This window comes from Pedobacter nutrimenti, assembly GCF_032678445.1.
Classification (GTDB): Bacteria; Bacteroidota; Bacteroidia; order Sphingobacteriales; family Sphingobacteriaceae; genus Pedobacter; species Pedobacter nutrimenti_A.
Genome location: NZ_JAVTSQ010000004.1, coordinates 382,471 through 403,615, shown reverse-complemented (window position 1 = coordinate 403,615; position 21,145 = coordinate 382,471). Strand labels below are relative to the sequence as shown.

The 21,145-nt window shown below is 38.8% G+C and carries 17 protein-coding genes; 11 read left to right on the top strand and 6 right to left on the bottom strand.

The window, feature by feature from the left end; genetic code table 11:
* Nucleotide 1: 1 nt before the first annotated feature.
* Together R2S08_RS09210 and R2S08_RS09205 are read right to left on the bottom strand one after the other, a co-directional pair.
* Complete coding sequence (locus R2S08_RS09210) at nt 2–1,099, bottom strand: hypothetical protein (RefSeq protein WP_316834889.1); 1,098 nt, start codon at nt 1,097–1,099, stop codon at nt 2–4.
* 69 nt (nt 1,100–1,168) lie between these two features.
* Complete coding sequence (locus R2S08_RS09205; protein WP_316834888.1) at nt 1,169–2,425, bottom strand: FISUMP domain-containing protein; 1,257 nt, start codon at nt 2,423–2,425, stop codon at nt 1,169–1,171.
* 165 nt (nt 2,426–2,590) lie between these two features.
* On the opposite strand from R2S08_RS09205, the gene R2S08_RS09200 reads away from it, so the two are divergent.
* From R2S08_RS09200 to R2S08_RS09150, 11 genes are all read left to right on the top strand, one after another.
* Complete coding sequence (locus tag R2S08_RS09200; protein WP_316834887.1) at nt 2,591–4,564, top strand: sensor histidine kinase; 1,974 nt, start codon at nt 2,591–2,593, stop codon at nt 4,562–4,564.
* A 9-nt stretch (nt 4,565–4,573) separates the two neighbouring features.
* Nucleotides 4,574–5,188: a response regulator transcription factor gene (locus R2S08_RS09195; RefSeq protein ID WP_316834886.1), complete on the top strand. Its 615-nt coding sequence runs from the start codon at nt 4,574–4,576 to the stop codon at nt 5,186–5,188.
* Between the two features lie 243 nt (nt 5,189–5,431).
* Nucleotides 5,432–6,013 carry a Crp/Fnr family transcriptional regulator gene (locus R2S08_RS09190; protein ID WP_316834885.1) on the top strand — a complete coding sequence of 194 codons (582 nt, stop codon included), beginning with the start codon at nt 5,432–5,434 and terminating at the stop codon, nt 6,011–6,013.
* 169 nt (nt 6,014–6,182) lie between these two features.
* A complete protein-coding gene (locus R2S08_RS09185; RefSeq protein WP_316834883.1) occupies nt 6,183–6,935 on the top strand; it encodes an SDR family oxidoreductase in 753 nt (250 codons plus the stop codon).
* A 376-nt stretch (nt 6,936–7,311) separates the two neighbouring features.
* Nucleotides 7,312–7,641, top strand: a complete 330-nt coding sequence (locus tag R2S08_RS09180) for a metalloregulator ArsR/SmtB family transcription factor (RefSeq protein WP_316834882.1) — start codon at nt 7,312–7,314, stop codon at nt 7,639–7,641.
* A 35-nt stretch (nt 7,642–7,676) separates the two neighbouring features.
* Complete coding sequence (locus R2S08_RS09175) at nt 7,677–8,102, top strand: VOC family protein (protein WP_316834881.1); 426 nt, start codon at nt 7,677–7,679, stop codon at nt 8,100–8,102.
* 23 nt (nt 8,103–8,125) lie between these two features.
* Entirely contained in the window at nt 8,126–8,602 is a 477-nt protein-coding gene (locus R2S08_RS09170; protein ID WP_316834880.1) for an SRPBCC domain-containing protein, read from the top strand.
* A gap of 26 nt (nt 8,603–8,628) precedes the next feature.
* A complete protein-coding gene (locus R2S08_RS09165) occupies nt 8,629–9,057 on the top strand; it encodes an AraC family transcriptional regulator (protein WP_316834879.1) in 429 nt (142 codons plus the stop codon).
* A gap of 70 nt (nt 9,058–9,127) precedes the next feature.
* Nucleotides 9,128–9,538, top strand: a complete 411-nt coding sequence (locus R2S08_RS09160; protein ID WP_316834878.1) for a VOC family protein — start codon at nt 9,128–9,130, stop codon at nt 9,536–9,538.
* Between the two features lie 160 nt (nt 9,539–9,698).
* Entirely contained in the window at nt 9,699–9,935 is a 237-nt protein-coding gene (locus R2S08_RS09155; RefSeq protein ID WP_316834877.1) for a DUF4287 domain-containing protein, read from the top strand.
* 117 nt (nt 9,936–10,052) lie between these two features.
* The gene (locus tag R2S08_RS09150; protein WP_316834876.1) at nt 10,053–12,596 is read left to right on the top strand and encodes an SEL1-like repeat protein; all 2,544 of its coding nucleotides are present in this window, start codon (nt 10,053–10,055) and stop codon (nt 12,594–12,596) included.
* Between the two features lie 60 nt (nt 12,597–12,656).
* Here R2S08_RS09150 and R2S08_RS09145 read toward each other — a convergent pair whose 3' ends face one another.
* The 4 genes from R2S08_RS09145 to R2S08_RS09130 all read right to left on the bottom strand — a co-directional run bounded on the left by R2S08_RS09145 (nt 12,657) and on the right by R2S08_RS09130 (nt 20,985).
* Entirely contained in the window at nt 12,657–14,090 is a 1,434-nt protein-coding gene (locus R2S08_RS09145) for an alpha-L-fucosidase (protein WP_316834875.1), read from the bottom strand.
* A 14-nt stretch (nt 14,091–14,104) separates the two neighbouring features.
* Nucleotides 14,105–15,676 (bottom strand): RagB/SusD family nutrient uptake outer membrane protein, encoded by a 1,572-nt coding sequence (locus tag R2S08_RS09140; RefSeq protein WP_316834874.1) that lies wholly within the window; start codon nt 15,674–15,676, stop codon nt 14,105–14,107.
* A 98-nt stretch (nt 15,677–15,774) separates the two neighbouring features.
* Nucleotides 15,775–18,786, bottom strand: coding sequence for a TonB-dependent receptor (locus R2S08_RS09135; RefSeq protein ID WP_316834873.1), 3,012 nt, complete (start codon nt 18,784–18,786; stop codon nt 15,775–15,777).
* Between the two features lie 144 nt (nt 18,787–18,930).
* Nucleotides 18,931–20,985: a glycoside hydrolase family 2 protein gene (locus tag R2S08_RS09130; protein WP_316834872.1), complete on the bottom strand. Its 2,055-nt coding sequence runs from the start codon at nt 20,983–20,985 to the stop codon at nt 18,931–18,933.
* Nucleotides 20,986–21,145 lie beyond the last annotated feature (160 nt).

Here is a 21,145-nt window from a genome sequence, read left to right as displayed (position 1 = left end):
ATTAAATCTTTTGAAAAGGAAAAGCCGCTTCTATTCTGCTTTTATCATAATTACAATCATACAAACCCATTAAATTCTGCCACGCATTATTACCAGATTTTCGTGAATAAAACCTGATGAAGTATTTTGTTGCTGTCCCCGAACTCGCTTTTCTTTCCAGTACATTTCCCTTTATGGCAAATGCACCCTCGTTTTTAAATTGCTTTTTCTTAATCAAGTCATTATAATAGTCATAACCCACCGTGTAAGCAGATTGTATTAACGCATAATATTTCCCCTCTGCAGTGTAACTGGTAACAGCGCTTAAACTATTGCCATATAACCCGCTGCTTGAAGCCCAGGTACCTGTTAGCTGTTTTTTATAATCCTCATTTTTTTCGGCAATACCATTTATTTTTAAATTGAACAAAAGAAAATTTAAAGCCATTTCAGTTTCGCTACTAAACATATTATCAGCCGAATTGATAATGGCTACGTTTGGCCCTACCTGTATAAGTATGACGAAGCTTTTTATAACATCGCCATTACCAGATCCGGTTTTTCTTATGCTATTGCTTAACCTATAATAAGGCAGGCCCTGGCAGGTAAACCCTTTTTCATGATCGCCCTTTTCAAATAAAAGGTTATTGGGGCCGTTATACAGGCTCCATCCATCAAAAACTTCAAAGAAAATATGTTCCATATCTTTTTCTAAATTGCCTGATGATTTTACCATACTCATAAACTCAATAATTCTTTTTCCTGTATTGGTGTTTTTTTCCAAGGTTAAGCTATTACCTCCGGTGTTTAAACTCCATGTAGGCGGAACTGTAATTGAATACATATTTTTGGTGCCCGAAGCACGTGTATAGTTTGCTGGTGATGCCGGGTTTTCATTAACAGATTTTTGAACTGGCCCTGTATTGTTGTTTTGTGCAGTTGCATAGTTTCCTTTGCCATCGTTTTTAGTAGATAGTTGTATGCCTTTCTCCATTTCTGTTTTATCCCAACCGTTGGGCATGGTATAGTTTATTACGTCAAAAGCCTGCTTTTGGGCAAAACAAGTATAACTTACCATCAATAGCAGGTTAAACAGGAGTATGTTTTTTATAGGTTTCATCTTTTTAAGTTTGTCATTTCTGAAAAATCATTTCAAAATGTCAGCAGTTATACATTAATAATAATAACATCAATCTTTTACACAGCGAACTGAATAGCCATTATATTTAAATCCAGATGAGATATCAACTTCTATATATGAGTGATACAATCGAATTTCATCGCCGGCTACTCCACCAGATACTCCACTATCCTCTGTAGAAGCCCAGTAATAGCCAATCAAAGACAAGTTATCAAAGTTCCCATGCGCGAAACGGTATCCACCCGGAAGAGCCGAAAACCCGCTGCTGTTGGTTGCACCCACATTGGGCGTACTCCAATAAAGTAAGTCTTTTAAGGGGCCACCTGCTGAGTATTTGCCATTTAAGAATGTTATCAATGTTATCCATTCATCCTTTGTAGGTACATGCCATCCTGCAGGTGCTATATTGTCGCTGTTGTTCACGGCATACCAATTATACAGTTTACCATAAGGATTATTATTTTTACTGTCATTGTTATAGTAACAATAGGCTCCTTTTGTAAAGGCATCCCATGTTTGGGAATCAGGAGCAGTTAGTATCTCAGCTCCGTTTCGGTAATGCGCAGTTTTCAGGTTCTCCACCATCCAGCATTGTGTACCGATAGTAACGGTATGATACACGTTACCGTCCACATCGGTAACTGTTCCACAATTAGCCAAGCCTGTTGTGGTAAAACTTATTTCGTTGCCATAAGCTGTACCAATGCTGTTCGTTGCATATGCCCGTACATAGTAAGTAGTATTGCTGTTTAGGCCTGTAAGGTTGCTTGTAAAACTGCCAGTGCCGTTACTGTCTGTTGTTTTATTATTGACGATAGTAGGATTGCTGCTTGTACTCCAACACACACCTCTTGCAGTGACGACGCTGTTGCCTGCGCTGCTAACCGTGCCGCCTGAAACGGCTGTGGTATTGGCAATGCTGCTGATGGTTACCGTGCTTACCATAGGCAACTGCGGTGCTACACCTATTACTACAATATAGCCGGTTTTTGTTTTGGTATTGCTGCCGTCCGCATTTGTTACAGTAAGCGTTACATTGTATGTTCCCGCAGCGTGGTATTGAATATTGACCGGATTTTGTAAAGTAGAAGAAGACGGTGTACCTCCGGCAAAGCTCCACGACCACGATGTAGGATTGCCGGTAGATAAATCTGTAAAGCTGGTCACCGAATCTGTTTTAATATTGGTAACACTTGCAGAAAAATCTGCTGCCGGTAAGGTTGCATTATCCTTAATCTTGGCGCAAGAAATAATTAGTGTACTGCATAACATCAAAACAAACGGCAGGAATTTTAAATTTCTCATGATTTCATTTTTTTATACCCTAAAAGTAGATAGCTTACCAAAGCCACTCAATCATTAAAAAAGATGATTTTCACAGGCAGATTCTTAAAAAATCATTAAAAAAGAGGATAGAAAATGTGATCATGCAATATTTAATTTGCATGGTATAAAAATGTAAATTAGGGTATGAGAAAATTGTTGCTGATCTTGATTGTGGCGCTGGCTATTTTTTCCAGTAACGGGAGGGCACAGCCACTGACAAAGAACGATAGCCTGCGCAACAATATCAGTAAAGCTGCTACCGATAGCTTGAAAATAGAGGCCTTATACGAATACATGAAAGCCAATCTGAATAATAATACTTCAGATTTTGAGCCCTATATAAGAGAAATGATTTTTTTAAGCCGTAAAATCAATTTCAAATGGGGATTAAGTACGGCTTATATTCTGAGCCTATCCTATTATAAAAACCGCGGAGAGATTGAGCGCTCCTTAAACTATGCCGATTCAGCAACGCTGGTGACTAAAGGCGATACAGCAGAAAATATGCGCACCAATATGGGACATATCTCTAGCAACCGTGGTAATCTATATTACAATATCGGCGATTATGAAAATGCCCTGAAAGATTATTTTCAGGCAGGAAAAATCTTCAGGCAATTACACCATAAATTACTTGCCACTATCTATAGCAATATCAGCAATTGTTTTATGTCCTTATCTGACCACAAGAAAGCCATCGAATACTCGCGGTTAGCGGTTAGCACAGCGAAAACTGTTGGTGACAAAAGACTATTGGCAACAAGTATGATGAATCTGGCAACTGCCTATACGAATATGGACAACTACAAAGCCGCTGATTCTTTATTACGCGTGGCCTGGCCCATTGTAGAGCATCTGCAAAATTCAAAAAGCTTCCATGCCTACTACTATAATAAAGCTGAGATAGAGGCTTATTATAAAAAGGACACTCTAAAAGCGATTGACTACTATCAAAAATCTTACGCATATGCGCTGCAAAATCAAGACGTTTCACAGCAGGGCAAGGCGCTTGATCTCATTATCAACTTTCAACTTGATCTAAAACAAAAGGATGCCAAGGCAAATATTGACAAGTTATACCAGCTAGCCAAAGAGAACGGACTTGATGACAACAGGGCATCTGCACTGGATTACTACTCGACATGGTACAGCCGCTTAGGTGATTACAGAAAAGCTTATGAATATGAAAAGCGCTTTCGCACGGTTTCAGACAGTTTACAATCAAATGAAATCAAAGAAAAAGCATCCATGATGGAAGTTCGTTTTCGTGTTGCCAATAAAGAACAGGAGATTAATCAATTAAAAGCAACACAAAAAATTCAGAAACTATCTATCCGTCAAAAAAACACCCTCAATTATATACTCATTGGCAGTCTGCTCGCCTTGCTGGTTATTTCCATTCTGATTTACCGAAACTACAAGCACCGGCAAAAACTGCAACAGGCAAGGATTAACGAGCTGGAGACTGAAAAACAGCTTGCTGCCACCGAAGCTGTACTGAAAGGTGAAGAACAAGAGCGCACCCGACTGGCCAAAGATTTGCATGATGGATTGGGTGGGATGCTGAGTGGTATAAAATTTTCATTAGGGAACATCAAAGAGAATTTAATAATGACCCCAGACAATGCCCATGCTTTTGAGCGCAGTATCGATATGCTGGACAGCTCTATTCGGGAAATGCGACGTGTGGCGCACAACATGATGCCCGAAATACTGGTGAAATATGGGTTGGATACTGCTCTAAAGGAGTTCTGTGCAGAGATGGATCGTGGTGCTGTGCTGCATGTAAATTACCAATCAGTAGGCATGCATCAAGCAGATATACCACAAACAACTTCAATTACTATTTATCGTATTATACAGGAGCTCCTGAACAACACCATTAAACATGCCAATGCCAAAAATGTATTGGTGCAGTTACACCACTCCGCACAGGAGAAACTATTAGCGGTTACAGTTGAAGATGATGGGAATGGTTTTGACACTAACTTGCTGAAGCAATCTAATGGCATGGGCTGGCTGAATATCCGAAACCGTGTGGAATTTTTAAAAGGGAAGATTGACATTCAGTCTTCATTGGGAAAAGGGACTTCTATTATGATAGAAATTACAATTTAAGGGCAGGCAATGAAAACAGGCATTTTTGTAGTAGACGACCATTATATGGTGATAGAGGGTATTCGATCTTTATTGCAAAACGAAAAGACCGTGGATTGGATGGGGCATGCTACCAATGCTGAATCCTGCCTGAGTTTTCTTAAGCTTCATGAACCAGATGTAATATTAATGGATGTAAACCTCCCCGATAAAAGCGGAATAGATTTATGCAAAGAAGTCAAACAGTTATATCCCGCCATGGCTATACTTGGACTTAGCACCTTTAACCAGCAGGCGATCATCAAAAACATGATAGATAATGGCGCCTTAGGCTATGTATTAAAAAATGCTACAAAGGAAGAGCTAATGGAAGCCATAAACAGCGTACTCAAAGGCAAAGTATACTATAGTTTCGAAGTTTTAAGCTCCTTGAGAAAACCGGAGCCCAATCAGTTCCTCATCACCCGAAGGGAAAAAGAAGTACTGTTGTTAATTGCCGAAGGGTTAACCAATGCAGAGATCGCAGAAAAGCTCTTCATCAGTGTTCCAACGGTAAATACACACCGCAAAAGCCTGTTAGAAAAATTTGAAGTGAAAAATACGGCGATGTTAATCGCTAAAGCTACAAAGCTAGAGTTGATTTAACGGGTGCCGGTTCGCTACTTCGCCTTGCCTCTATCTGCAGTAAGAACTTCCGAGGCATCGTCATATCTGCCCATAAATAACCTGAAACTGGATGAATCGGTTAGATAATTGTAAGTCAGATGAATAATCAAATTTAAATTCAAAGAATATGTTTTTTTAAAATTAGTTTTGTAAATAATACTTACAAAGTCTTAAATATTCCAAAAGTTAACGGTGATTATAACCTCAAACTTCAACAAGATTATGACCAAAAAATTGATAAGCCATTTTAGAAAGTATGTTGAAATAGATCCTAACGATGAGCCTGTAATTTTATCATATTTCGAACCCTTGCTTTTTGCAAAAAAGGAAAATTTAACGCATAACAATTCTCAATGCAAGTTTCATTATTTTGTAGAAAATGGGTGTCTGCGCATGTTTTATATTTGCGATAAAGGTATTGAACAAACTATTCAATTTGCGATTGAGGACTGGTGGATTACTGACTATCTCGCGTTTGAAAAACAAGCTCGAACAGAATTTATTATACAAGCGGTTGAAAAAACAGATGTTCTAGCAATTAGTTATAATAATCAGGAAAAACTTCTCAAGAAATACCCTCAACTTGAACACTATTTCAGACTAATTTACCAAAGAGCTTATGCAGCAACCCAACATCGCTCTAAATATTTACATACTCTTTCCAGTGAGCAACTTTATCATCTTTTTAATAATAAATTCCCTGAATTTACCCGAAGAGTTCCTCAACATATCCTTGCATCCTATCTTAATATGACCCCTGAGTATCTAAGCGAGATAAAAGCGAAAAAGCGTTCGACATCTTAAACTCAATTTTTGGTAAGATACATTTAATTAAGTGCAAGACAGGATTCTTTGACCACCTCATGGTATCTACCATTGGAAATAGTCCCGTTGCAAAATCTTAAACTGGTTTAAGATTATACTTTTTTTTAATCCTCAATTTTGCTTCATTAATAACTAAAACAGAAATCAAATGAAAATTGTAATTATTGGGGGTACTGGACTTATCGGTAGCCAAGTGGCAAACATGTTAAAAAATAAACACGAAGTAATTGCTGCCTCGCCTAATACAGGAGTAAATACTATCACGGGAGAAGGTCTTGAAGAAGCCATTAAAAATGCGAATGTTGTCATCGATGTTTCTAACTCACCATCATTCGATGACGATCCTGTAATGAATTTCTTCAAAACATCAAATCAAAATCTACTGCCTGCGGAAAAGAGAGCGGGGGTACAACATCACATTGCCTTGTCAGTTGTCGGAACGGATAAACTACAGGACAGCGGATATTTTCGTGCCAAGCAAGTCCAAGAAAATTTAATTAAAGAATCTGGTATTCCCTTTACTATTGTACATGCAACACAATTTTTTGAGTTTGCAGGCGGTATTGCTGCAATGAGCACATCCGAAGGAAAAGTTAAACTTTCGGATGCATTTATTCAACCCATTGCGAGTGTTGATGTTGCAACATTTCTTGCAAAAGTAGCCATAGAAAAACCCGCAAATAAGATTTTGGAAATTGGCGGCCCTGAACGATTCAGAATTGATGAGTGGATAAAGCAATATATCTCATCAACAGGAAAGAGTTTGGAGGTTGAAACTGATATTAATGCGCCATATTCAGGTGTAGTACTTGAAAAGACAACACTTACTCCTCAAAATCCTGTGTATTTAGGAACTAATGAATACCAAAATTGGATTGCTAAGCCTGAAAACAAACGTTGATATTGAAGAAGAACTGATCGTATGGGACGAGGTCAAGCTTTCTCTTTGATGTAATTTAGAAAAAGAGCCTGATGATGATTCAGGCTCTTCTCAGAGCTTTAATTTATTAAATTAAAATCAGGTGCAACGGCATTCTCCTCCATTCTTTTATAGTTACCGCCTTATAGTTGGCAGCCATCCAACCACTCCATTTCTACGTATGCTCAAACGAGACGGTGCTTTTTTCCCTTTGGCGTTCTCTTCAGCAAACAATAAGTTAGAAAGTGTAAGATAACTCTTTTGTAAACACCACCTGGAGTTTTATAAAAAGTTAAAATAAACTTGCGCAGTTAAATAACTGCACTTATATTTGCAGTCAAGTAACTGCATAAAAATAATGGAAACCCGTAGAGATGTATTTCAGGCTATAGCCGACCCAACCCGCAGGGCAATATTGGGGTTAGTGCTTTTACAGGCTATGACACCCGGAACAATTGCTGAAAAATTTAACTCGTCGCGACAAACGATATCAAAGCACATTCAGATCCTGACTGAATGTGAATTATTGAATCAAGTACAATCCGGCAGAGAAATTTTTTACCACTTCAATCCAAAAAAGATGAAAGAAATAGCAGAATGGTTAGAGCCTTATCGTAAAATGTGGGAGGATAGGTTTGACGCTATCGATGACTTACTGAAGGAAATGCAAAACAAAAAAACAGACTAAGAAAAATAATTCAATACAATTAAAAAACAAATGAGATGAATAAACAAATGTATCCTTGCTTATGGTTTGATGGTCAGGCCAGGGCTGCAGCAGATTTTTACTGCACCATTTTTCCCAATTCAAAAATAGTTAATGATTCAGGAATGGTGGTTAATTTTGAACTGAATGGACAATTTTTTATGGGGCTAAACGGGGGCGATATGTTTAAATTTAATGAAGCTGTTTCTTTCGTTATTCCCTGTAAAGATCAGGCAGAAATAGATCATTATTGGTATAAACTTATTGCAGACGGTGGCCAGGAAAGTCAATGCGGTTGGTGTAAAGACAAGTTTGGGTTATCCTGGCAGGTGGTCCCGGCCATTTTAGGCGAATTAATGTCAGATCCTGAAAAAGGGCAACGTGTTGTACAGGCATTTATGAAAATGAAAAAGTTCGATATCGAAGCATTAAATAATGCTTAAGGTGATTTAAATTAAGCATAAAAATGGCAAAGCAGATAGAAGTTACCAGGATATTTAATGCCCCTCCTGAAACGGTTTGGCAAGTTTGGGTAGACCCAGAATTGGTTAAGCGTTGGTGGGGTCCAAAACATTTCACATCGCCTCTGGCGAAAATTGATTTTCGTATTGGCGGGAAATCAATTGTAAGTATGCGAGCGCCAAAGGAAATGGGCGGACAGATGTTTTATTCTGTTTGGGAGTATATAAAAATCCTTCCCTTTGAAACAATCGAGTTTATTCAAAGCTTATGTAATGAAGGAGGCAATAAAATTGATCCAACAGAAGTAGGTATGCCTGCCGACTTTCCTATAGATATTAGAACAATTGTAACTTTTAAGGAAATTGCCTATGATAAAACAGAAATGACCGTTACAGAATTTGCAGAATTTGGTTCTATCAGCAATTTTGCGCAAATTGGTTTAGAACAAAGTATGGACAAAATAGTGGGTATTTTTAATTAGACAAAAGTGGAAATCAATATTCTGAAATGACAGCTAACCAATATCCCAAAGACTATTTATATAAGCGCGTTGTTCAAGCTAAGGCTTTCATCGATAACAACTACTCCGATAAAATTGATATTGACAACATATCAGATGAAGCCTATTTTTCAAAATTCCATTTTATAAGGCTTTTTAAAAAAATATATGGTAAAACACCTCACCAATATTTAACGTCTGTTAGAATTGATAATGCGATACTGATGTTACAGACAAACAAACCCGTTTCTGAAGTTTGCTATGCGGTGGGATTTGAAACAATAAGCGCATTCGGCAGCCTTTTTAAACGCGCTGTTGGCACAACGCCTTCTGCTTTTTTAGAAGCACAGCAACAAAAGAACATTCAAACCTTAAAGACCCCGTTAAAGTTTGTTCCTATTTGTTTTGCTTACCAATTCGGCTGGGACGAAAAATAGCAATTTTGAGATAGCCGCCCAGGAATTCATTAACCACCTTTGCTTTATCATTCACAATAAAACAAAAACTATGATTAGGAAATTAACTTTCGCAACTGTGTACGTATTAAACCAGGCTAGTGCTTATGATTTTTATGTAAACAAATTGGGCTTCAAAGTTCATACAGATGCCCCGCTGGGAAATGACAACAGATGGCTAACTGTTACACCACCAGACCAGCCCGAAATTGAAATTTCATTACTTCTTGTTGCCGAGAACGAAATGTTCACAAAGGAAGCGGTAAAAGCAGTTACCGAACTTATAAAAAAAGGGACATTTGGACATGGAGGATTTGAATGCAACGACATTTACGCAACTTACGAAGAATTAAAAAGCAAAGGAGTTGAATTTGCAAAACCGCCTAAAGAAGAATCCTATGGTGTAGCTGCTGTTTTTAAAGACGACTCAGGAAATTGGTTTTCTTTAACGCAGAAAGGATAATCTGCTACAAAATGGTAGCGATTTTTTACGGATGTTCAAGAAGTTAATGACTCAAACAAATTATTCTATCATTTCTTGAACATTTTCCATTACATAAAGTAAATTGTGATTTCAATGAAATAAACTTGTAAGACAAATCTAAAAATACAATAAGATGAATATGATCAATTTACAGGCCTACTATGAAAATATCAAAAAAAAGACGGGTAAAACCCCAGCTGATTTTAAAAAATTGGCAGAAAAGAAAGGTTTTGTTATTAATGGAAACCTAAAACCAGATGTGAAAGCTGGCGAAGTGATGATTTGGTTAAAGGAAGATTTCAAGTTGGGTCGAGGTCATGCGTTGTCTATTTATCACTCTTTCAAAGCAGAAGAAGAAGAAGAAAGATATCAGTAACATCCTAATGCTGATCAGGATGTTACTGATATCGTTAGCTAGACAAGAAGAAAAGTTGGCAAAAATGGATTGAACTGCTGGGTAAGTGTAACCACTACCCCATAAAATAGAAATTAAATGTCACACCGTACCTATCTATACAATATCAGTACACCCTCAATTGCTGAAAATAACGATAAGATGATGATGGAATGGGGGTATGAAATGCCACTCATGCTCCAACCATTGCTTATAGAAGGAGGCTTCGTATCAGGGAACAATTACAACAATCATGTTGAATTTAATGATTCTGGATTATACTATGATTCCAGGCCTGGGATTGAAAACCTACAGCGGTTTTATAAGTTTCTGGAAGACCAGCCTGGTCTGATCACAGACATAGATAAATTTAAAGATGCTCGCGATAAGCTGTTCAATTACCTGGATAGGCTTACTGGTGCCTATTTTCATTTGGACATCTGGGATGTTTTAAACATGGAGGATACGCCCCATGAAGAACAGGCAGGGCTTTGGCTGGCTAACATTGCCCACAACAACCTGGTTATTACACAAGCAATGGAGGCCGGGGATATCAGTCTTTTAAAATATAAAAACCTTAAGGATGTTAGTCCCGCTTTTACCTCTTTTCCGGACCTGTTAAATTATGAAAGTTACAATTACGGCTGGTCATGTATTTGGGTAGATGTTGAAGAGGATCTTTCTTATGAAATATTTGAAGAAAATAACCTTTGGGGGTTAAAAGCTAGGGATGGCCGTATTTTACTGCAGCCCCAGTTTGATGAATTTTATGGTTTTGGGGCATCAGACCTGGCAGTAGTATCAAGAGATGGAAAGTACGGATATGTGGATACTACTGGAAGAATAGCAATCCCACTGGTCTGGGATGACGCGTATGATTTCGAATATTCAGGTGTCGCGGTGGCTGCATTGCAACAAAAAACAGGATTGATCAATACAAAAGGTGATCACATCACTCCGTTTGTTTATGACGAACTGGAAACTGTTGGTGATAGAAATTTCTTCAATGCAAAAAAAGAATCTTTCTGGGGTGTCATTGACTCTTCGGGGAAGGTTATGATTGATTTTGAACACACAGAGGCCATTGAAGCTGGATATGGCTTTTACCATACCAACATTAGTGGACAGAAAACCCAAAAAATTTACAATAAGTTTTTTAAGTACCTGGGCGAATTCCCAATTGATTCCATAGAAAATCTTGATAATGGACTGCTGTTGATTAAACCCGATAGAGGCCCAAACTTGGGTTTGCTATACAAAAAAGATGGAACCCTGCTGGATAGTGGATTTGAAAAAATCAATAGACAAACAAATTTCAACGATCTGCTTGTCATTAGAAAAGACAAAAAACATGGCCTCATTAGCAGAGAAAAGGAATGTTATATACTGCCCTGTAATTATGATGCAATTTTGGATATTCGTGCCAGAGTTAACGATGAAATAAGTGACATTGCTCTGATTCATCAGACAAATAAAAAAGGTATTTATGATGGCAATCCACAAAATCCATCCTGGTTAATCCCCCTTGATGACTATCAGCAAATCCTTTGGCTGCATGAAACTGTTTTTACCCTGCAAAAAAAACAAATGTGGAATATCTTTAATGCTGCAACCAATGATATAAGTGATTTTGAATTTGATCTGGTTGTTCAGAAACCGAATGAAGATGGCTTTGCCTATGCTTTTAAAGGAGATCAGGTCTATTCTGTTGGTGCAACTGCAATTACCCCTACAAATAAGTCAGCTGCACTGGAGCATGCCAGTGAGGATTATGCTTATTATTTTGAGTACGAATCCAGGAAGAGACTTTTAGCCTATGGAAAAGGGATGAGCAGGCATGATGAACAAGTGGCGGACGAACTGAGCTCTGCCCACGACCTGTGTGTTCTGGCTACAGCCGCCTACAATACCGAAGATTATGCAAAATCAGTCTACTATGATACCATTGCAGCTGAAAAAGGTTATGCGCTTTCAATGAATAATCTTGCACATCTTTATTATCATTCTAAGGGGTTTACTGATGACGATAAAGCTTTTTATTGGTATCATAAAAGTGCCATGGCCGATAATGAAAATGCGATGAACGGACTGGGCATGTGTTACAGGCGTGGAATTGGTACCCCTGTGGATATAGAAAAGTCATTATTCTGGCTAAATAAAGCCGCTGAAGCACAACTGGCAATAGCCAATAACAACCTTGGCGACTTGTATACCGATGATCTGGAGCTTCCATATGATTACGAGAAGGCGCTTCAATACTATCAGGCCGCTGCAGATCTGGGCGAACCCAGAAACAACTGGTTGGGTTATCTGTATGATTTAAAAGGGGATTACGAAAAAGCACTGAAGTATTACCAGCTGGCGGCTGACGAAGGTATTGATGTTTCTGCGTACAATCTTGGCATTTTTTATTTAAATGGATTGGGGACCAGCAAAAATGTAATCAAAGCAATAGATAGCTTTAAACTTTCATTAGATCTTGGGTATGAGAAGGCACATATACAACTGGCCTTGATTTACCAGGATGAAACAGGTTTTATGGATAAACAAAAAGTAAAACAGCATCTGGATGAAGCCAAAACAGCGGGACTGGAAATACCTGAAGAACTACTGATCAAAAGGAAAGGCTGGTTTGGCTTTTAAGAAAAAACAGTAAAGTACTCCAGGCAATTTTCCTGGAGTACTTTACTGTTTGAAAATATCTTAAATATGTTTGTTGATATCCTCTTTTGCACCACTGCCCTTCTCCGTCTCCAGAACAATAACAAAAGGCTGTTTTTGACCCACTGTAGGTATATGAATTGCAGAAGTACTGCCGTCTATTTTTTCAATGGATAATTGTTTTTTTCCCTCTAATAAATATCCCTGCGTTATCCCCATGTGACCTCCTTGTTTAACTAGTAGACTTCCAGATACCGGAACATTAAACACGATCATATAAACTTTATTTGTATTTCTGCTTTTAGTAAAGTACCCCCAGTCTTGTTTTTCCAGTCCTGCATATTCACAGTTATAGATTGCCTCGTTGTTTACCTTCATCCAGTCCCCTATTTCAGCAGCCAGTTTTTTCTCTTCTTCACGGATTGATCCATCCCCTTTAGGGCCAAAATTCAACACAAAATTCCCGCCCAGGGACACAGCTTTGGCCGTCATTTCAATCAACTCGTTACTGGTCTTAATATGTCCTTTCCAGGCCTTGTTATAGCCCCATTGATTTTCCGGAACCGTCATTACGCAATCCCAATCGTTCCCATGCACGTCTTCTATTTTATTGGGTAATTTACGTTCCCATCCTTGCTCATAATCCCCCATAAGCATATGATTAGAATCAAAATGACGTTTTCCAAATTCATCAGCTCTAAAGCGGCTGCCAATAATCAATCCCGGACGCAGTTTACGCATTTCAGTTTCCAGTTCATCGGCAAATTCAGCCTGTTTTACCCAGGATTTATCCCAGGTCCCATCGAACCAAAGTCCTTTAGCTGTAGGATACCTGGTCAGCAATTCAATTAATTGGTTTCGGGTAAATTTCTTAAAGCCTTCAAAGGCAATACTATCAGACTTGGTTTTGATATCATATCTCCAGCCCGGATGGTTCCAGTCCATGATAGAAAAATACAAGATCACATCTATCCCCGCCTTATTGTAGGCATCTACCAGCGGCCCGATTACATCCTTCTTCCATGGAGACTTTGCTACAGTATAAGACGTATATTTACTAGGCCATAAGCAGAATCCATCATGGTGTTTAGTGGTTATGGTCACATATTTAGCGCCCATATTCTTCGCTATCCCAGCCCATTCTTCAGGATTGAAGTTAACTGGATTAAACTTATAAATCAAAGAGTCATAAGTCGATTTCGGGATGCCATTCCAGGATCTGATCCATTCCGCAGCACCATCGTATTGTTTGCCATTCCATTCGCCACCAGGTATAGCGTACAAGCCCCAATGGATAAACTGCCCAAGACCATAACCCCTCCATTTCTGCATCACCTCGTCGGTTCTTTTTCCAATGCGATGCGCACCGTGTTTCAATGAAATTGCTGCCTGTTGATGTTCAACCTGCTGTGCCTGGCAAAATTGGCTACACAATATGGCGCTTATCAGAATCAGGAATAACTTTCTGTTCTTCATAATTTCTTCTCTTTTTAATAACCAGTGTTCTGGTCCAGTTTTGCGTCTTTATTCAAATCTATTTCTGCCTGTGGGATAGGCAATAATTGATTAAATGCCTTAATAGAACCTGCTGAAGTAGGATTGTATTTTTGCACCCGGTCAAATAAAGTACCAGTACGCATTAGGGTAACCCGACGGTCCTCTTCAGCGGTAAGTTCCCTTGCTCTTTCATCTAAAATAAGATCCATTGTGATGTCACCAGCCTGTACCAAATCTGCATTCGCCCTTGTACGCAATACATTTATACTCGTCGCGGCCTCAGATAACTTACCCTGTTTAAATTGTGCTTCTGCAAGAAGCAGATAAGTCTCACCTAAACGCATTTGGATGCGATCTTTATAGGTAATCGTTCCAAAAGGCTCCTGATCGGTATAATAATTCCATTTAGTGGTATGCGCATAAATATTCTGAATGGTATCAAAACCAGTAACAACTACCTGTTTTCCGTATTTAGGAGACGTTGGATCATTATAATAGAATTTGCGGTGAATATTGAATCCAGAATTACGCATATCATTCTTTTTATACAAATCATAGGTCCACCAGTTGGTAGGTCTGATCCGCCCTATACCTCTTCCGCCTAAAGAATCTGCAATCAGCATTCCTGGGATATTCACATAGAAAGGGACCCAGCATCTCCTACGCTGATCTGTTGGGCTAAACCCACCAGGGATATTATAATTTTGCTCAATAACCCAAATGGCTTCTGCATTTCCCTGGTTTCTTCTCATATTTCCATAAATGAACATATCTGAAAACGGATCACCTGGCTGATCCTTTTTTATCCCATAACGTGTATTTATTAACCGAAGTGCTCCATTAGCAATAACCTTTTTAGCTTCAGCCTCTGCCAGATCCGGTTTATTTGCTCTAAGATAAACTAAAGCTAACAATTGCGAAGCAGCAGATTTATTGATACGCCCCTGTGCTTTTAATTTAGAAAAATCCGGAAGGTTCACTGCAGCATAGTTTAAATCAGCAATGATAAAATTCAATACCGAATCTGCAGGTGCACGTACAAAGTCTGTTTTAGGTGCGGTAAGTGAATGCTTTACCAATGGTATCCCACCATATAAGCTGGACATAAAATTATAAGCATAAGCCCTGAAGAATTTAGCTTCGGCAATATAACCGTTTTTTTGATCCGGTGTTAAAGTTGTGCTGCCAGATTCGATAGCGTCGATAATCTGATTAGCCGAATTGACCGTTTTATATCCCCAGCGCCAGAATCCTGCTGAGGCTACATCCTGCGAATTGAGTTGCCCATAACTTTCATAAGGAACCATTGCTGAAGTTGCTTGCCCATTTCTGGCGATATCAGTTCCTGATGCCATGGTTGCAATAATTCCCTGGTCACCTTCATACTGATCGCGAACTGTATTTTGCAAACCTGCAATTGCTGCCTCGAAGCCAAGCGGATCAACCAGTGTATTCTCAGGAGCATAGGCTGATTTTAAATTCTCATCCAGGAAACTCTTTTTACATCCCGCACCTAGAACTGAAAACAGAACCAGTGCATATATATATAAAACTAACTTTTTCATCTGTTTATAATTATTGATTTGGATTGATATTTTTATTTGTATCAATGAGCTCGCAAGCTCGGGTTGTTTTTTATATGTGATGAAGCTATCATTTAAATTTATTGTAGACCAATGTTGATACCCATTACAAAAGTTCGCACCTGAGGATAAAAGGTACTTGCCTGGTTATCATAATATTTATAAGGATCAGACTCAGGATCCCAGCCCAACCATTTAGAGAACGTAGCCAGGTTCCTTCCACTCACATAAACGCGCAGATTGTTTATTTTAAACTTATTGAGTTTCTCGACAGCAAAATCATAACTCAGCGTCGCATCCTTTATCCTGGTAAATGATCCGTCAACCGGATAGGTATACTGTCTTGAATTGGTGTAAGCCAGGGATGGGCTGGTATTACTTTTGTTTTCTGGGGTCCAATAGGTATAGCTAGCAGGCAGATTGATTCTGCCAAGCTGATCCCGGTAATCATAAATCGTATTCGGCTTTAATACACCCTGCACTGTCTGGATAAAGACACTCAGGGAAAGGTGCTTATATTTAAATGTATTGGTTATACCAGCAATATAATTGGGTAGACGGGTTCCGAGATAAGTGCGGTCTTGGGAATTGATTTTTCCATCGCTATTTAGATCCTGAAATTTCAAATCGCCAGGTTTAGCAGATGGATCTACACTAAAATCATCGCCTTTTTGCCAAACACCAATTAATTTATAATCGTAAACTCCTTGCAGGGATTTGCCAATAAAAAGGTTATTGACAATGTCATCTTTACCATCTCCATAAAGAGATTTAACTTTGTTACGATTTAAGGAGAAATTAAAATTAGTTTCCCATGAAAAATCTTCCTGTACTATATTTCTGGAAGTAATACTAGCTTCAAAACCTTTGTTTGCAGTTTTACCTACATTATCTAAAATCGAAGTATAACCTGTTATATTTGGTATTTTTCTGGATAGCAGTAAATCATAAGTATTGGTAAAATAAGTCTCTAAAGATCCAGAAATCCGGTTGGAAAGGATAGAGAAATCTATAGCAGCGTTGAATCCTTTTGTGCTCTCCCATTTGAGATTCTTGTTTCCGATCCTGCTTGGTGTTACACCAATCGTAGTCACACCATCATAAATATATGGGACGGTAGCCAGGGTACTTAAGGTATTATAAGGAGAAACTCCCTGGTTACCTGAAACACCATAAGATAGACGAAGCTTTAGTGAATTCACTATTTTGCTTTCTTTTAAAAAGCTTTCATTATTTATATTCCAACCCAAGGCGATGGAAGGAAAAGTTCCATATTTATTATCGCTGCCAAAACCCGAATAACCGTCTCGTCTCGCAGTTAATGTCAAAAGGTACCGGCTGTCATAAGCGTAGTTTATCCTAAGCATCTGAGAGACCAGCGTGCTGGCATAATAATTAGAGGTTGTAGTCTGTTTCTGACCTGCACCAATATTATTAAAATCGAGCATATCATTAATGAAAGTGTTTGCACTAATGGTGGATTTGAAATCATCATTTTTTTGTGCACTGTATAGACCAGTTATATCTAAATTATGCTTTCCAAAAGTTCTCTGGTAACCAAATATGTTTTCAACGAGCCAGTTTTTAGCTTCCTCATTGGCTAAGCTTGCAGTTCCAAGAAGATCTCCGGTTTTACGACCAGTATAATCTCCCGTACGATCGGGTTTATAAGTATAAGCGGTATTCAGCCTGTACTTAAATCCTTTAATAAACTCTGGTTTTATCTCTGCATAGGCATTTCCGCTTAAGGTCCTGGTTAAATTTAGTGTTGGCTGATATAACCCCAGCAGTGGATTAGTATAGAGCTGTTCAGGATTCATCGGATATACCTCATAATCTCCTTGTGCGTTGTACAAATGCCCGTATGGACTCATAACAGTCGCCATATAGAGATTTACTTTTCCTCCTCCCTGATCATTATTAGTAAAAAACAGGTTGGTTCCTGCAGTTAGCCAGGAGGTAATTTTTGCATCAAGGTTGGAACGTACGCTGAATCGGCTATACTGGTATCCTTTCAATACTCCTTTCTCCTTTGTATAATTTCCTGACACATAATATTTTACATCTTCCGTACCGCCCGAAACATTAAGTTCGTGGTTCTGGATAAAACCTTGTTGAGAAATCTCTTTTAACCAGTCAGTCTCTATTCCCTTATCATAATTGTCCTTTTCATACTGATTGGGAACAGGCGCAGATGCTTTATTGGTTTGTGCTGTGTAATCGAGATTCTTTTGTGCGTATTGTGCGCCATTCATTGGCTTTGCTGCACCAGTTATATTTTCCAGGCCAAACCAGGTACTATAGGCAACTACAGGTTTACCTGTTTTTCCCCTCTTGGTCGTGATCAGAACAACGCCATTCGATCCACGGGTTCCATAAATTGCGGTAGCGGATGCATCTTTAAGTACATCAATGGACTGTATGTCGGTACTGTTAATATCGTTATAAGAACCACTGAATGGAATACCATCCAAAACAATTAGAGGACTGTTGCTTGCCGTAATGGAATGTAATCCCCTGATAAAAAAATCCGGTGATTTTCCAGGGGCATTAGAGGAAGAACTGATGTTTACACCAGCAACCGAACCTTGCATAGCCTGTAAAACATTGGTTACCGGAAGGTTATCCAGGCGCTCTTTTGGAACCGAAGAGATAGATCCGGTTACATCGCTTTTCTTCTGTGTACCATACCCCACCACAACAACTTCATCCAGGGCTTTCTTATCCGCTTTCAGAACAATATTTACAGTACCTCCTTTCACAGGGACTTCCTGAGGTAAATAACCGATACTACTTACCATTAATATAGCATTTGGATTTTTAAGTGTAATAGAAAATTCTCCCTGACCGTTGGTGCTGGCCCCATTCTTGGTTCCCTTTTCCAGAATACTAACTCCAGGTAGTGGCATACCCTCTTCATCCCTCACAATCCCTTTTACATTTTGTTGAGCTGTCGGTTTCAACTCTATTTGTGCTACAAGTGGGCCTGCAAATGCTTCTGCATGAGATAAACAGGCAAGTAATGGCACCATCACCAGGAACTTCCTGGATACCGGCCACCATAATTCTTTTGGTAGTCTTCTTCTTTTCATATATGGTTGGTTAGTTAAGTTGACAATTAGAAATCTATTTGGTTATAATCAAAAATGTTGTTTTAAACAGCTAAAAAAGATGAATATTCAAAGCAAAAAGGTAGAAAAATCGAAATGACGGCCGGTTAATGGCAAATCCCTTATCTATTTGCCATTATAATTCCAGATCACCTCGTCAGTATAACTCTTCCCGTCTTTTGTGGTTCTGGTCTTAATCATATTCTTCCCTTTCTTTAGTTCTATATGATCGAATACATAATGTACTGGAACATCAACTACTTGTGGCGCAGCAGTTATTTTCTTGCCATTCAGATAAAGCTCAGGCTGTCCGGTATTGGAATATACTGTAACTTGTGTAGCCTGCTGCGTACGCTCAGTTGTTCTCCGCTCGGTAATGTACAGTACAGGTTCCTTGCTCCAGTTTGCTTTGTACCAGTAAAAAGCATCCTTTTTTAGTTTGCGGTCAAAAGTAACCAGGCCTTTCATATTTCGTGCAGGCATTCCTCCTCTATCCCACATAGGGGTAGCAAAGTCAAACATATTCCATAAATAGGAAGCAACGATATATGGGTGTTTCGCGATAATAGGCCACTGTATCTCGTGTGTCTTTGTTTCATAATTCTCAGGATAAGCGGGCAAAGTATAATTAAAGGTATCGCCCAGAAGGGCCTGCTCTTTCTGATGAAATACATTCCCGTCTGCGCCATATTCCGATAAAACCACTTTGTTATCCGGATATTTTTGCTCCAGACTTTCAGCCCATTTATCCAACCCACCAATTTTACCTTCGTACCAGCCATAGTAACGGTTCATTCCCTGAATATCCGCATTCAGGTTTGTTGGTCTTTCCATCTCACCATAGCCGCTCACACTTACGGTATAACGGCCTGGATCTTCTATTTTAGCAATCTCATTAAGATCTCTGGTCAAAGCGGCAGGAAAATCTGCAGGTGTTTTTCCATACACCTCATTATGCAATCCCCAAACATAAATAGACGGATGGTTATAATTCTGACGGATCAGTTCGGTCAATTGCTGCTTGGCATTATCCCCTTCTTCAGAAGTATAGGTATTTACAAAAGGAATTTCGGCCCAGATCACAAATCCCATTGTATCACATTGCGAATAGATATATTCTGCCTGCTGATAATGGGCAAAGCGAATGGTGGTTGCCCCCATTTCCCTGATCATATCCAGGTCTTCCTTGTGCTGCGAATTGCTTAATGCATTTCCATATTTCCACCTGTCCTGGTGACGGGTAACCCCATACATAGGATAAGCCTTATCGTTTACGAAAAATCCTTTCTTTCCGGCAAATTCAAATTTTCTAAGACCTAATGGCTGTACAACTTCATCGATAACCTGACCCTTTTGAAGAATCTGGGTAACTACTTTATACAGATAAGGGTCGTCTAATCCTTGCCATAAATGAGGATTTTCCACCGTAAAATTCTGTTCAAAGCGCTGTCTCCCCTGCATCGTTACCCGCTCGTCTGTACTTTTAGCCAGAACAGATTTCCCTTCTTTATTGTATACCGTCGTTTTGATTGTTATTTCCTGCGGAGCAGAAAGTTTGTTCTCTATCTTAATAGCCAGGTTAACCTCTGCAGATTTAGGAGATACATCTTTCTGGCTTAAATAAATCCCTGGCGATGCGTAATCTGTGGTACTGATGTTCAGCTTATTGGTTACAATTAAGCTTACAGGCCTGTAAATACCCCCATAAATTCCAAACAAAAAGTGATTAACGGGGATAACATCTTTTCTGGCCTTGTTGTTAACTTTAACAAGAACGGTATTTTTTGAACCAGGCTTAACCGCATAAGTGATCTCAAAACAAAAAGCACTATAAGATCCCTTATGCGTACCAACCAGTTTATCATTTACATAGACTTGTGCAACCTGCCCTACCCCTTCAAAACGTAAAAAGACCCTTTTATCTTTATATTCTTCGCCCAGCTCAAACTCTTTTTTATACTGTCCTTCACCCTCATAGAAATCTTTTGACAGCTGCATATCTTCCGCATTCCAGGTATGTGGTATACTTACACTTTCCCATTCAGTCTTTGCGACCACGTTTTCGTTTGTTTTTTTGAATTTCCAGCCACCGTTAAAATTTAAAGTTGATCTGGATTGCGCGCTCACAGCTAAGCAAAAAAAGGAAAATGCCAAAGTTAAAAAGGCTATATTTTTATTCATATTCATCGTTATGGAAATTTCATCCGGGAGCTGGATTCATTTGTCCAAAACTGTCAGATTATTTTTTTTAAAAAGAGGATTATTCAAAAGAAAAAGATAGAAAAATCAAAAAAAACATACATTTAGAAAGAATTAAGCAAGATTCTGTTCCGATTCAACT

Coding starts and splice junctions, on each gene's coding strand:
- R2S08_RS09140 (WP_316834874.1), bottom strand. CDS start 15,676: ATGAAAAAGTTAGTTTTATATATATATGCACTGGTTCTGTTTTCAGTT.
- R2S08_RS09150 (WP_316834876.1), top strand. CDS start 10,053: ATGTCACACCGTACCTATCTATACAATATCAGTACACCCTCAATTGCT.
- R2S08_RS09135 (WP_316834873.1), bottom strand. CDS start 18,786: ATGAAAAGAAGAAGACTACCAAAAGAATTATGGTGGCCGGTATCCAGG.
- R2S08_RS09190 (WP_316834885.1), top strand. CDS start 5,432: ATGACCAAAAAATTGATAAGCCATTTTAGAAAGTATGTTGAAATAGAT.
- R2S08_RS09205 (WP_316834888.1), bottom strand. CDS start 2,425: ATGAGAAATTTAAAATTCCTGCCGTTTGTTTTGATGTTATGCAGTACA.
- R2S08_RS09130 (WP_316834872.1), bottom strand. CDS start 20,985: ATGAATAAAAATATAGCCTTTTTAACTTTGGCATTTTCCTTTTTTTGC.
- R2S08_RS09195 (WP_316834886.1), top strand. CDS start 4,574: ATGAAAACAGGCATTTTTGTAGTAGACGACCATTATATGGTGATAGAG.
- R2S08_RS09165 (WP_316834879.1), top strand. CDS start 8,629: ATGACAGCTAACCAATATCCCAAAGACTATTTATATAAGCGCGTTGTT.
- R2S08_RS09180 (WP_316834882.1), top strand. CDS start 7,312: ATGGAAACCCGTAGAGATGTATTTCAGGCTATAGCCGACCCAACCCGC.
- R2S08_RS09160 (WP_316834878.1), top strand. CDS start 9,128: ATGATTAGGAAATTAACTTTCGCAACTGTGTACGTATTAAACCAGGCT.
- R2S08_RS09210 (WP_316834889.1), bottom strand. CDS start 1,099: ATGAAACCTATAAAAAACATACTCCTGTTTAACCTGCTATTGATGGTA.
- R2S08_RS09145 (WP_316834875.1), bottom strand. CDS start 14,090: ATGAAGAACAGAAAGTTATTCCTGATTCTGATAAGCGCCATATTGTGT.
- R2S08_RS09175 (WP_316834881.1), top strand. CDS start 7,677: ATGAATAAACAAATGTATCCTTGCTTATGGTTTGATGGTCAGGCCAGG.
- R2S08_RS09170 (WP_316834880.1), top strand. CDS start 8,126: ATGGCAAAGCAGATAGAAGTTACCAGGATATTTAATGCCCCTCCTGAA.
- R2S08_RS09155 (WP_316834877.1), top strand. CDS start 9,699: ATGATCAATTTACAGGCCTACTATGAAAATATCAAAAAAAAGACGGGT.
- R2S08_RS09185 (WP_316834883.1), top strand. CDS start 6,183: ATGAAAATTGTAATTATTGGGGGTACTGGACTTATCGGTAGCCAAGTG.
- R2S08_RS09200 (WP_316834887.1), top strand. CDS start 2,591: ATGAGAAAATTGTTGCTGATCTTGATTGTGGCGCTGGCTATTTTTTCC.